The following is a 12,558-nucleotide window of genomic DNA, read 5'->3' as shown; positions in this document are numbered from 1 at the left end:
CCCCCTTCCGGAGGGACCGGTCAACCGATGAGCAACGCACTGAGGGAAACCGTCGGACGGTACGGCATCTGGAGCGTCGGTCTGCGCTCCGAGGACCCGGACCGCCGCGGCGAACTCGCCGAGGCCACCGCGGAGCTGGAGGAACTCGGTTACGGAGCGCTCTGGCTGGGCGGCAACAGCTCCGCCCAGCACGCCGCCCCGCTCATCGAGGCCACCTCGCGAATCGCCGTCGGCACCAGCATCCAGAGCATCTGGCAGCACGAGCCCGCCGACAGCGCGGCCGCCCTCGCCGACCTGGAGGCGGCCCACCCCGGCCGCTTCGTCCTGGGCCTCGGGGTGAGCCACGCCCGGCTGGCGGAGCAGTACCGCCGCCCCTACTCGGCCCTGGTCTCCTACCTCGACGACCTGGACGCGGCGGGCGCACCGGCGGACCGCCGCGTCCTGGCCGCCCTCGGCCCCAAGTCCCTGGAGCTGACCCGGGACCGGGCCGCCGGCGCGATCCCGTACCTGGTCACCCCCGAACACACCGCCTACGCCCGCGAGATCCTCGGCGAGACCCCGCTCCTCGCCCCCGAGCTGGCGGTCGTCCTGGAAACGGACCCGACCCGCGCCCGCGCACTGGCCCGCGAGTTCCTCGCCATCTACCTCCCCCTCCCCAACTACACCAACAACTTCCTCCGCCACGGCTTCACCGAGGAAGACCTGACCGACGGCGGCAGCGACCGCCTGGTCGACGCCCTGGTCGCCTGGGGCGACGAGACCCGGATCCACGAACGGATCAAGGCTTTCGAGCAGGCAGGCGCCGACCACTTGGCGTTGCAGGTGGTCGACGGGGGTTCACGGGACAACCTCCCGAGGGAAGCCTGGCGCGCGCTCGCTTCCCTGCTGGCGTAAGCGGAAGCACCGCTGAGGGGCGCGGGGCTGTATCGATGTGCGGCTCCGCCGCGTGGGCGCGACAAGCCACCCCCAACCCGCAGCCGCCAACGCACCGCAGCTCCCGCCCCCTCACGCGTCCTTGAACACCTGCCTCTGCCGCCCGAGCCCGTCAATCTCCAGCTCAACAACATCCCCCGCCCGCAGATAAGGCTTCGGCTCGGGCCGCCCCAACGCCACCCCCGCCGGCGTCCCCGTATTGATCACATCACCGGGATACAGCGTCATGAACTGACTGACGTACCGAACAACCTCCCCCACGGCAAAGATCTGCTCCGCCGTCGTCCCGTCCTGCTTCAACTCCCCGTTCACCCACAACCGCAGCCCCAGCTTCTGCGGATCCGGCACCTCGTCCGCCGTCACCAGCCACGGCCCGAGCGGGTTGAACGTCTCGCAGTTCTTGCCCTTGTCCCAGGTCCCGCCGCGCTCGATCTGGAACTCCCGCTCGGACACGTCGTGCGCCACGGCGTACCCGGCGACATGCGCGAGCGCCTCCCCCGCGGACTCCACATAGCGGGCGGTACGTCCGATGACGACCGCGAGCTCGACCTCCCAGTCGGTCTTCACCGACCCGCGGGGGACCAGCACCGTGTCGTACGGCCCGACGACCGTGTCCGCCGCCTTGAAGAAGACGACCGGCTCGGCGGGCGGCTCGGCGCCGGTCTCACGGGCGTGGTCGTGGTAGTTGAGCCCGATGCACACGATCTTGCCGATGCGGGCCAGCGGCGGCCCGATCCGCAGCCCGGTCGCGTCCAGCGCGGGCAGCTCACCGGCGTCGGCCGCGGCCCGGATCCGGCCGAGCGCGGTGTCGTCGGAGAGCAGCGCCCCGTCGATGTCCGTCACGACGCCGGACAGGTCCCGCAGGGTCCCCTCGGCGTCGAGCAGCGCGGGCCGCTCCGCTCCCGGCGTACCGACTCTCAGCAGCTTCATGATCACATCTCCTCGATCGCGGGCACCCGGCCGACGGGTGCGGCCGGAGTGCGGCCGGAGGTGCAGCCGGGGCGCAGCCATCGGAGGTCTGGCTGATCCTCCAAGCTCCGTGGTCAGTCCGCAAGAGCCGGTTCACGGACTGGACCGGTCCGGTGGAGGGCGGCCCGCTCGACGGCGCTCCAGGTCGTACTGGTCACCACGTACAGGGCGGCGGCCAGCGGTACGACCGCCACGGTGATCAGGGTGAAGAAGGACATGAACGGCATGAGCTTGCTGACCGCGCCGAGCCCGGGCAGCTGCTGCGCCTGCTCACCGGTGTCGGCCACCGGTAGCGCCCCGGGGCCGCCCGTGGCCATCATCCGCTTGGTCCGCCCGTAGTTGAACCAGGCGACGGCGGCGACGACCGCGAACAGCGCGAGGTAGACGACCCCCGCCTCTCCGAACACGCCCCCGCCGGACAGCGCGTCCGCCCAGCGGTCGCCGAGGGGTGCGGCGAACAGCTCGTGGGAGAGCAGCCCGTTGGCCTCACCGCCGATCGTCGTGCTGGAGAAGAGGTGGTAGAGCAGGAAGAACGCGGGCAGCTGGAACAGGCTCGGCAGACAGCCCGCCACCGGCGACACCTTCTCCTCCCTGTGCAGTTCGAGGACCGCCTTCTGCAGTTTCTCGGGGTCCTTCGCGTGCTTCTTGCGCAGCTCGGCGATCCGCGGCCGCAGCACGGCCTGGGCTCGCTGTCCGCGCGCGGCGGCCCGGGACAGGGGGTGCACGAGCAGTCGTACGAGCGCGGTGAACAGGACGATCGCGGCGGCGGCCGCGGAGGCGCCGAAGAGAGGTCGGAGCAGCTCGGCGAGCTGCTCGACGAGGTGGGCGAAGACGGACATGGGTGAGCCCTCCGAGGGGTCTCGTCGTGCCGAAGAAAGTGGGATACGGCATGACGACCCGCGCGGGGTCACGGGACTGCTGGTGGTGCGAGTTCGTGCCTACGCGGTGGTCGCCGGGAGGGCGTGTCCGGGCGCCCGGGGCCGTATGCGCCCCTTGGCGTCGGGATCGCGCTGGGGCAGGAACGCCGTACGGCGGGCACGGTCTCGTATCGCCGTGCGCACGCGGGTGGGCGGCACGGTGGGAGCGCTGCGGGAGGCGAGGAGGGAGCAGACGAGGAGCGCGGAGCTCGCCGCGGCGGTCGCGGCGAGCGCGACGGTGGCGGTGAGGCTGCCGGTGTCGAGCAGCGCGGTCTGCAGGACCAGGAACAGCAGCACGGCGGCGGGACGCAGCCTCGCCCAGCTCTGGATCATCGACGCCCCCCTCTCGTACACGCGTGCCACCCCTGGTCGGTCGTCATCGGTTATACCGGATCCGGTCCGAAGGACCGCAAGAGCCCCTTCAGCCGAAACGCGACCGGATGCGGGACCGGAAGCGGACCGGAACCGACTCCCCCCGGCACCCCTCACAACGTCCCGGACCGGCGCGACGGTTCCGCGTGCGGGAAATTCGTCGTCACATCGCGCTGGCGATGAGGACTTCGAGTTGCTCGGCGGTGTCGTCGAGCGGCTGGGCGCTGCGCTTGGCCCGGCACATGGCCACCGTGCCCTCGACGGCCGCGACGACGAGGGTCGCGAGCTGCGCCGCCCGCCCGGCCTCGACACCGTGCTGCCGTAGCGAGGCGGCGAGCAGGTTCTCCCACTCCTCGAAGACCTCGGCGGCGGCCGCCAGGGCGGGCGGCACCTCGTCCGCCGGAGGCTCCTCGATGGAGACGGCGAGGACGGGGCAGCCCGCGCGGAAGTCACTCTCGACGACGATCTTCCGCCACAGGGCGAGGAAGGCACGCAGCCCGGCGACGGGCCCCGCTTCGAGTTCCCGGCGCAGGCTGCGGGCCACCCACTCCCCCGTGAAACGCACCGCCTCCGTGGCCAGCTGCTGCTTGCCCTCGGGGAAGTAGTGGTACGTCGAGCCCAGCGGCGCCTTCGCGTGCTTGGCCATCTCCCGGATACTCGTGGCATTCAGCCCACGCCGACTGATCATGTCGGCGGCACCGGCGACGATCCGCTCACGCGAGGGTGAACTGCTCTTGGGCACCTGGCACTCCCCAATAGACCATGACGACCGTCATAGTCTAGCTTGACCTGCTTTGATGGCTCAGAATGTGTAGTTGATCGTCTTTTCCCGCATCATCTTCTCCAGCTCCGCGTCCGACAGCGGGTGCAGGGTGTTCAGGAGATGGCGCAGTCCGGATTCGTCGAGGGTCCAGCTGCTGACCTCGATCTCCACGTTCCGCCGGCGGCGGGTGAGGGTGACGGTGTGTTGGCCGGGGAGGTCGCGGGCCAGGCGCATCTCGCCGTGCGCGTCCACCGTGCAGGTCTCGCCCTTGAGCAGGACTTCGGGGCAACGGAGTGCCGGTGTGATCGGTGGGCGCAGGATGAGGTCTGCGTACGCGGTCCGGTCCGGCTGGACGGGGCCGTACACGACGCTGAAGTAGGCGGGGCCGACCTCGGCACGGGCCAACTGCATGCCGGGCGGCGCGGCGCCCATGTACAGCAGCTCCGGATGCTCCCGGTACCGCGCGACCTCCGCCTCGTTCCGGTGCTGCTGCGCCTGCCCCGGGCCGACGAAGCCCCCGTAGGCCACCCCGGCCGCCAGCACGGCCACCGCCCCCAGCCGTACCCACCGGCTCGGCACGAAGAACGCCGCGGCCACGGCGTACGGCACCCCGGTCAACGCGAACCGGGCACTGGCGCTCCCCAGGTCGACGCCCCCGTCGTAGGCGGCCAGACCCGCCACGACGCCAAGCGTGCCGAGGACGAACACCAGCACCGCCCAGCCGAGCCGCTGCGGCAGGGAGCCGCAGAGCGGCACCACACTCCGCGCCGAAATGCCCACCGTGGCCAGCAGGAACACCGACAGCGGCACACCCACCAGGACGACCGGCACCGCCGCACCGTTCCCACCACCCCATGCCGACAGCACCACCGCGAAGCCGAGCGCCGGCACCACGGCCGCCGTCATCGCCCAGACCAGGAAGAGATGCAGGGCTATCGGCGCCCCTTTGCCACTCGTCATACGCGAAGCCTGTCAACGCGCGACCTGGCGCACATGAGTGCGCGTACTCATAAGTCAGAAGCCCGGGCGGCCGTTCAGCGTGGCCGCATCGAGGTGAGCTTGCCCCACACCACCAGGCGGTACCTGGAGGTGTACTCCGGGGTGCAGGTGGTGAGCGTGAGGTAGTAGCCGGGGTCGGTGTAGCCGTAGGCGGGGTGCGTGGTGCTCCTCGGCACCGGCGCGATGGTGGTGCCGTCCCGGGCGGAGGTGCGCGGGAGCGTCCGGTCGACGGTGTACGTGTAGACCGCGCCGCGGGTCTCGACCTGGACCGTGTCGCCCTTGCGGAGCCGGTTGACGTACCGGAAGGGCTCGCCATGGGTGTTCCGGTGCCCGGCGACCGCGAAGTTGCCCGCCTGGCCGGGCTGTTGCGTGCCGGTGTAGTGGCCGACGTAGCCCTTGTCGAGGACGTGACGCTTGCTGGTGCCTTCGGCGACGGGGACGCGGAGGTTGAGGCGGGGGATGGTGAGGATGGCGTAGGCGCGGGAGTCGTCCAGGGTGGTCGCGGCGGTGGTGCCACCGCTGTGCGGTCGGACCCCGCCACCGGTGGCGGGGTCCGGGGCGGATGACGTACGCGCGCGTGTGCCCGCATCGCCGGACGACGTACGGGACCCGTCACTCCCGGCGTCGAGGCCGAGGTCGGCGTCGGAGCCGGCGTCGGAGTCGGGGTCGGCCCACTGCCTTTCCAGCGCCTCGACCGTCCGGCCCGCCCCCTCCTTGGCCTCCCGGTTGGTCCACCACAACTGGTGGGCGACGAAGAGCAAAAGGAGGACCCCGACGGTGACGAGGACCTCCGCACCGCCCCACAGCACGCGCCGACGCAGGGCGCGGCGCCGCCGGGTGCTGTGCCGTACGACGGGAACCCGCACGCGGACGCCTCCTTCACCGGGGCTGGCGGCACGATAAGGGGCGGGGCGCGAGGTCTCCAGAGGCACGCGCGCGTGGGTCCGCGTTCGCTCGCCCGAACACTTCCTCCACAGGTTTGAGAAAGGGCTGTCAGAACTCTCGACAACCTCACAGGTCACACCTGATGCTTCGTGTCGACCTGGACGGGACGAACAGGCCACGACGCCGGTCGGACGGCCGGCCGTCGGTCGAATCATCGAAGCGGAGAAGCCATGATCCGACGCAGGACACTGCTGACGGCCACCGGCGGAGCGATCCTCGGGAGCGCGCTCGCGACGGGCACCGCGCGGGCGGACGCGACGATCGCCGTCAACCCCGGCACGACGTACGGCACCTGGGAGGGCTGGGGCACCTCCCTGGCCTGGTGGGGCAACGTCTTCGGCAACCGCGACGACTTCGCCGACATCTTCTTCACCACGAAGTCGGTGGCGTACGGCGGTAGGACGCTTCCCGGCCTGGGCCTGAACATCGCCCGCTACAACCTGGGCGCGTGCAGCCCGAACAGCGTCGGCGGCGAGAGCATGGTCGCCTCCCCCAACATCCCGGCGTTCAAGCAGATCGAGGGCTACTGGCAGGACTGGAACAACGAGGACCCGACGTCCTCGGCCTGGGACTGGACGGCCGACGCGAACCAGCGCGCGATGCTGGTGAAGGCGACCCAGCGGGGCGCGACCAGCGAGCTCTTCGCCAACTCCCCCATGTGGTGGATGTGCAAGAACCACAACCCGTCGGGCGCCTCGGACGGCGGCAACAACCTCCAGACCTGGAACTACCGCCAGCACGCCTCCCACCTGGCCGCGGTCGCCCTGCGCGCCAAGAACAACTGGGGCGTGAACTTCGCGACGGTCGACCCCTTCAACGAGCCGAGCTCCAGCTGGTGGACGGCGACGGGCACCCAGGAGGGCTGCCACATGGACGCGACGGTCCAGTCGGCCGTACTGCCGTACATGAGAAGCGAGTTGGACAAGCGCGGCCTGACCGGCGTGCGGATCTCCGCCTCCGACGAGACGAACTACGACACGGCCCGCTCGACCTGGAGCGCCTTCTCCTCCTCCACCAAGGCCCTGGTCAACCAGGTCAACGTGCACGGCTACCAGGGCTCGGGCGGCCGCCGCGACCTCCTCTACACCGACGTGGTCACGACGTCCGGCAAGAAGCTGTGGAACTCGGAGACCGGCGACAAGGACGCCACCGGCCTCACCATGGCGTCGAACCTCTGCTACGACTTCCGCTGGCTGCACCCCACGGCCTGGGTGTACTGGCAGGTCATGGACCCGAGCACGGGCTGGGCGATGATCGCCTACGACCAGAACACGCTCCAGCCGACCACCATCCAGACGAAGTACTACGTGATGGCCCAGTTCAGCCGCCACATCCGCCCCGGCATGAAGATCCTCGACACGGGCGTGAGCTACGCGGCGGCAGGCTACGACGCGTCCGCGAAGCGCCTGGTCATCGTCGCCGTGAACACCTCCACGTCGGCCCAGACCCTGACCTTCGACCTCTCCCGCTTCACCACGGTGACGGGCGGCTCGGGCGGCCTGGTCCCCCGCTGGCACACCCAGACGGCGGGCGGCGGCGACCTCTACACCTCCCACTCGGACATCAAGCTGAACGGGAAGACCGTGGCGGTGCCGTTCGCGGCACAGTCGGTGCAGACGTTGCAGGTGGATGGGGTGACGGTGTAGGTGCCTGTGTAAGGGCCGCTTCTTCCCTCCTCTCTCCTCTTTTCTGTCAGCCCTGGGCAGTACGGTGTCTGCCATGCGCCCCGACACGCCCGCCGAAAACGTCGACCACCCCGCCGAAGCGGCACGCCTGGAGCGGACCGCCGGCCTGTACCCGGAGGACGCCGAGGCCCTGCTCCTGCAGGCCGCGGCCCACCTGGAACTGTCCGGCGACCGCCCCGCCGCGACCACCCTCTACGACCGCCTGCTGTCCTCCGCCGACGGCCTCGACAACCCCCACCTGGTCCGCGCCCTCAAGGCCTCGAACCTCTGGGAGTACGGCCACGAGGCGGAGGCCCGCGCGATCATCGACGGCCTCCGCGCCGCCGCCCCGCGCGACCCGGCCCCCTGGGTGATCGTCGCGGAGGCCCTCGAGAACCACGACGAGCTGGAAGCGGCGCAGAAGACGTTCACGGAGGGCGCGGAGCTACTCATCCCGGAGGGCGCGGAGCCCCCGTACGCCACCCACGCGTTGTTGTTCGGCCGCCACAGGGTCCGCCGCATGCTCGGCATCGGCCACGACGAGTGGGACATGCTGGCCGACACCCTCCACTCCTCCCCGGTCTCCCTCGACGAACTCCACGACCCCAAGCGCGTCTGGTCCCTCGGCTCGGACAACCCGGCGGAACTGGAGGCGGAGATCTCCCGGCTGAGGGCTGAGCTGGGGACGTACCGCGAGGCCCTGTCCCGCCCGTTCCCGGTGGCGGTGCTGCACTGGCCGGCGGGGGAACTGGCGGAGCTGGTGGCTGCTTATCCCTCCCTGGAGGCGGAGTACCCGTCCCACGAGTCCCACCTCGCGACCATAGAGGCATCCCTGAGAGAGCTGGCGGCCTCCGGCACCCCGAACCTGGGAATCGTCACGGGCACGGTCCCGTCGTACGAGGCGTTCGCGGCGTCGGAACTGTCCTCCCCCGGCGACATGGCGCTGCTGCCGCAGTACGCGACGACTCTGGCAGCGCGGGGCCGGGCGGTGGCTTGGCCCCCGCAGCGGACGGCGGCTTGCTGGTGCGGGTCGGGGCGAACTTACGGGGAGTGCCACGGGCTCGCGGCCTGATCTCGCTGTCAACACCGATACATACGGCCCGCCAGGCGCCCTGGCGGGCTTTCGGCATGCAAGGAAAGCAGACGCCGCCTCAAACAGCATCGCCCCTCACAACGCGAGAGCCGCCGATCCACCCGGCGTGCAGGCGAGGCGCGATCGCGCCCCCGACCCCGGCCCACATCGAAGCCACCACAAGGGACCGCCCACCCGGACCACCGCTTCTCCGGGCCGCTCGCTCGCTTCTACCCGCGGAAGCACGACACTGCCAGAAGCGAGCGGCCCTACGGCGCCGAACAAGGACTCCTTACGCCTCCCCGCCCAGCGCCGGCAGAATGCTCACGTGTCCGATGCTGTCCCCTCCTCCCCAGCCGTTTCCGCCCGCATGAGCCGCCAGGGCTCTCGCGACACGGCACCCGAGGTCGCGGTCCGACGGCTGCTGCATGCGGCAGGCCTGCGGTACCGGGTGAACATGCCCGTACCTGGCATACCGCGTCGCACGATCGACATCGCGTTCACCAAAGCCAAGATCGCAATCTTCATGGACGGTTGCTTCTGGCACGGTTGCCCACAGCACGCAACACAGCCCAAGGCGAACGCAGAGTGGTGGCGTGCCAAGCTGGACAAGAACATGGCTCGCGATCGGGAGACCACAGAGCATTTGCAAGCGGAAGGATGGACCGTTCTTCGCTATTGGGAGCACGAGCTGCCGATCATGGTGGCGGAAGAGGTGAGATCCACCGCTCTGGGACAATCGCGCAAGACGTGATCAGGCCACGCCATCGATGCACTTCCACCTGTCATCGACACTGCGGAAGATCACGCCTATTGTCTTGGCATATTCGTTGATCCATCGGGGCGGGGAGACTCCATGAGGAGACTGACATCGGTCGACGTATGTTCCGGCGCAGGGGGCCTCGCCCTAGGCCTGGAGCGCGCTGGGTTCGACCCGGTTCTCCTTCTGGACAACAAGCCGGTCGCCTGTGAAACGCTGCGCCTGAATCGGCCGCAGTGGAACGTCGTCGAGATGGACCTCCTGGAATTTGATCCGATCGAGAACCCGGAGCCCTACGACCCCGACGCCTACGAGGTCGATCTGCTGTCCGCCGGGTTGCCTCGCGTGAAGTCGTCGGCGACGACGAGGCGAGTGGAGACCGGCCTGGAGTTGCGCCTGCTGAAGGCAACAGTTCTCTTGGCCGCCCATGTTGTCCAACCCAAGGCCCTGTTGATCGAGAATGTGCCGGATCTCGTGACAGCGCCGGAATTCGAAGAGGTCCGCGACTACATACAGCGTGAGCTCGCACACCTCGACTACAAATTCCACTGGTTTGTCATCAATGCCGCCGACTTCGGTGTTCCGCAGGACCGGAAGCAAGGTGTACTCGTCGCACTCAAGAGCCGCTTCTTCGACGGTTTTCACGCTCCGACACCCACCGTGACCCGCCACACAACAGCGGGCGAGGCTCTGTTGCTGTCGATGTCGGCCCGCGGTTGGATAGGTGCAGCGGAGTGGGCGGCACAAGCCAACCGGGTCCCCCCGACCCTCGTCGGCGGGTCCGACAACCGAGGCGGCGCCGACCTCGGCCTGACCGGGAGCAAGAAGATCTGGGCTCAGATGGGCATCAATGGCGGGGCTCTGAGCGACGAAGTCCCGAATCCGGACGGCATCCAGGAGTCGGACACGTCCGGCTCGCCCCTCAAGAAACTGACTGTGGAACAGACAGCGATCCTGCAGTCCTTTCCGGAAGACTGGGCCTTCGCAGGCAAGAAGACGCTCCGGGCCCGGCAGATCGGTCATGCCTCGCCACCTCCGGTCGGTGAGGCTCTGGGCCGGTCGATCGCCGAGGCTCTTCGCGGTTGACCGCACTGCACCGCCGATGCGGGCATCCTGGGTCTGCCCCAGACCATCACCCGCGCCGGCTACACTTCGATGCCATGACCCCCGTACAGCCTCAGTCACCTCAGCCTGCACTTTTCCGCATGGTGGACCTCTTCGCAGGTCCGGGCGGGTTGGACATGGCAGCCGAGGCACTTGGGGTGGGGAGTATCGGCGTCGAGTGGGATGCCGGCGCGGTCGCCACTCGGGCACGGGCAGGACTGCACACCGTGCATACGGACGTCCGCGCGGTCAAGCCGACCGATCCCGAATTCGAGGGAGCCAACGTCTTGGCGGGGGGTCCTCCCTGCCAGACGTTCACCGTCGCAGGCACCGGCGCGGGGCGTCGCGCGCTGGACCTCGTATTGAAGTTCGTCCAGAGGCTCGTGGATCGCGACAAATGGTCCAACATCGAGGCCGATCTGGCCGAGCTCAAGGACGAGCGCACCGGACTGGTGCTACAGCCTCTCCATTGGGCCCTGGAAGCAATCGACAACCCTGCTCTCAGCCCATATCACGCCATCGTGTTGGAACAGGTCCCGGCGGTTCTCCCGGTATGGGAGGCCTACGCCAGGGCACTCAGCGACGAGTATGAAACCGATTACGGAGTCCTGCACACCGAGGAATTTGGTGTGCCGCAAACACGCAGGCGGGCCGTCCTCGTCGCACGGCGCCGCAACGGAGACACCAATCTGCAGAGCCATCACCCGCTGAGGCTGCCCAAGCCGACCCATCAGCGCTATCGCGGAGACAACGGCCGGAAGGACGAAGAGGGATTCACCTTCGTCGACTCTCTGCCCGAGAAGTGGGTGAGTATGGGCGAGGCACTCCCGACGCGCCGTGCCCCCTTCACCGTGATCTCCAATTACGGTACTGGAGGCGACCCCAAGGCCCGTGGGCAGCGCCGATCCGATCAGCCTTCGGCTACCGTCACCGGAAAGGTGTCCAGGAATCGGGTCGTCGGGCCCGACGGCAAGGACGATCGTTTCTCCGTCTACGAAGCCGGCCGACTGCAGACGTTTCCGGCGACGTACCCGTGGAGCGGCAAGGACGTCTCGCAGCAGATCGGCAACGCCGTGCCACCACGTCTCGGCATGCACATCATCAGTGCGGCCCTGGGACTCGGACGCCCCTCGAAGGAGGCGTTGGACCGGCTCGTTTCGTGGAAGCCGCCGACGGCCTCATAGGCTCATGAGCCCCTCACTGCGGCGTACTCGTCGAAGAGTTCTTCGAAGCGGACGACGAGGGTGTCGATCGCGTCCGAGGGAACCGGGCCATCTTCGGGCCCCTTCGGAAGGAACTTGCGCGGCACAGGGGGTGCCGATTCGGCGTCGCGAATCCACTCCTCCAGAAGGCTGCCGTCCACCCCGTCGTCCTCGGCAAGCACGTCGTACATCAGAGTGCTCGCCGAAGCGTTGACCGCCCTCGCCAGGGCGTTCACCTCGCGTCCGGTCTGAACCTTCTTGCGTGCCACCATCCGTATCAACGCCTGCGCCGTGGGCCGGTGGTCGATGACATCGAGGCGGAGAACCGTATTGAGGACATCCTGGTTCCCACAGGCCACCTGTACTGGTTCGTAGTCGCTGCCGTCCCTGAACAACTCGGCGGCCCACCACAGACGCGAGAAAGCCTGCGTGTAGTGAGCCCCGCGAAAGCGGCTCGCGGCGACCATAGGGGGAAGTCCATCCTTTCCCTTGGCCGGTAGATGGCGCCAGACCACGTAATCGGGAGCCACCGCAAGGGCAAGGAAGTTCCACAACCTACTGTCGGCCGCCTCTCGGCGCGTCAAACGCAGCGCGGCGTGCAAGCGTGGAGCAAGCCAGGCGTCCGCCTTCGTCGGACTGTCGTGACGATAAAGGTGCATCACGTCGTCGATGAGGTCCCGAACCGGAACGACCTCCGAGCGCACCTGAAGGTCGAAAAGCGATTCTGTGACCTTGTTCAGCGCGATGTACGGCGGCGACTCGTGCCCGGAAAGCACTCCCGTGCTCAAGTACTTCGCCGCATTGATGTCGGAGAGCAGCGCCAGTCGCTCCGGCAGGTGTTCGGGCTTTTCCGTCATG

Annotated in this window: 13 protein-coding genes; 6 read left to right on the top strand and 7 right to left on the bottom strand. The window is 68.9% G+C overall.

Translation table 11 applies throughout. The features are described from left to right. Window positions 1-27: 27 nt before the first annotated feature. On the top strand, window positions 28-894 hold the full coding sequence (locus ACGFNV_RS41350; RefSeq protein ID WP_393630128.1) for an LLM class F420-dependent oxidoreductase: 867 nt from the start codon (window positions 28-30) through the stop codon (window positions 892-894). A 111-nt stretch (window positions 895-1,005) separates the two neighbouring features. Here ACGFNV_RS41350 and ACGFNV_RS41345 read toward each other — a convergent pair whose 3' ends face one another. The 6 genes from ACGFNV_RS41345 to ACGFNV_RS41320 all read right to left on the bottom strand — a co-directional run bounded on the left by ACGFNV_RS41345 (window position 1,006) and on the right by ACGFNV_RS41320 (window position 5,819). Beyond that, on the bottom strand, window positions 1,006-1,863 hold the full coding sequence (locus ACGFNV_RS41345; protein WP_393630126.1) for a fumarylacetoacetate hydrolase family protein: 858 nt from the start codon (window positions 1,861-1,863) through the stop codon (window positions 1,006-1,008). 113 nt (window positions 1,864-1,976) lie between these two features. Then, the gene (locus ACGFNV_RS41340; protein WP_393630124.1) at window positions 1,977-2,741 is read right to left on the bottom strand and encodes a YidC/Oxa1 family membrane protein insertase; all 765 of its coding nucleotides are present in this window, start codon (window positions 2,739-2,741) and stop codon (window positions 1,977-1,979) included. Between the two features lie 99 nt (window positions 2,742-2,840). Further along, on the bottom strand, window positions 2,841-3,152 hold the full coding sequence (locus tag ACGFNV_RS41335) for a DUF6412 domain-containing protein (protein ID WP_393630122.1): 312 nt from the start codon (window positions 3,150-3,152) through the stop codon (window positions 2,841-2,843). Between the two features lie 202 nt (window positions 3,153-3,354). Further along, complete coding sequence (locus tag ACGFNV_RS41330; RefSeq protein WP_393630120.1) at window positions 3,355-3,933, bottom strand: TetR/AcrR family transcriptional regulator; 579 nt, start codon at window positions 3,931-3,933, stop codon at window positions 3,355-3,357. 60 nt (window positions 3,934-3,993) lie between these two features. Next, on the bottom strand, window positions 3,994-4,914 hold the full coding sequence (locus ACGFNV_RS41325) for a hypothetical protein (RefSeq protein ID WP_393630118.1): 921 nt from the start codon (window positions 4,912-4,914) through the stop codon (window positions 3,994-3,996). Window positions 4,915-4,988: 74 nt separating this feature from the next. Then, the gene (locus ACGFNV_RS41320; protein ID WP_393630116.1) at window positions 4,989-5,819 is read right to left on the bottom strand and encodes a class E sortase; all 831 of its coding nucleotides are present in this window, start codon (window positions 5,817-5,819) and stop codon (window positions 4,989-4,991) included. A gap of 249 nt (window positions 5,820-6,068) precedes the next feature. On the opposite strand from ACGFNV_RS41320, the gene ACGFNV_RS41315 reads away from it, so the two are divergent. The 5 genes from ACGFNV_RS41315 (at window position 6,069) to ACGFNV_RS41295 (ending at window position 11,682) form a co-directional block, all read left to right on the top strand. Then, window positions 6,069-7,544 (top strand): glycoside hydrolase, encoded by a 1,476-nt coding sequence (locus ACGFNV_RS41315; RefSeq protein ID WP_393630114.1) that lies wholly within the window; start codon window positions 6,069-6,071, stop codon window positions 7,542-7,544. 73 nt (window positions 7,545-7,617) lie between these two features. Continuing rightward, window positions 7,618-8,634, top strand: coding sequence for an SEC-C domain-containing protein (locus tag ACGFNV_RS41310; protein WP_393630113.1), 1,017 nt, complete (start codon window positions 7,618-7,620; stop codon window positions 8,632-8,634). Between the two features lie 370 nt (window positions 8,635-9,004). Further along, window positions 9,005-9,388, top strand: coding sequence for a very short patch repair endonuclease (locus ACGFNV_RS41305; RefSeq protein WP_393630219.1), 384 nt, complete (start codon window positions 9,005-9,007; stop codon window positions 9,386-9,388). Window positions 9,389-9,490: 102 nt separating this feature from the next. Then, window positions 9,491-10,480, top strand: a complete 990-nt coding sequence (locus tag ACGFNV_RS41300) for a DNA cytosine methyltransferase (RefSeq protein WP_393630111.1) — start codon at window positions 9,491-9,493, stop codon at window positions 10,478-10,480. A 119-nt stretch (window positions 10,481-10,599) separates the two neighbouring features. Beyond that, on the top strand, window positions 10,600-11,682 hold the full coding sequence (locus tag ACGFNV_RS41295) for a DNA cytosine methyltransferase (RefSeq protein WP_393630109.1): 1,083 nt from the start codon (window positions 10,600-10,602) through the stop codon (window positions 11,680-11,682). 2 nt (window positions 11,683-11,684) lie between these two features. Here the strand turns inward: ACGFNV_RS41295 and ACGFNV_RS41290 are convergent, their stop codons facing one another. Continuing rightward, the gene (locus ACGFNV_RS41290; protein WP_393630107.1) at window positions 11,685-12,557 is read right to left on the bottom strand and encodes a DUF6339 family protein; all 873 of its coding nucleotides are present in this window, start codon (window positions 12,555-12,557) and stop codon (window positions 11,685-11,687) included. Between the last annotated feature and the right edge of the window lies 1 nt (window position 12,558).

The sequence above is a fragment of the Streptomyces sp. NPDC048751 genome, assembly GCF_043198595.1.
In the GTDB taxonomy this organism is placed as follows: domain Bacteria; phylum Actinomycetota; class Actinomycetes; order Streptomycetales; family Streptomycetaceae; genus Streptomyces.
Note: the sequence above shows the minus strand (reverse complement) of the source record. Positions and strands in the feature narration are given on the sequence as shown.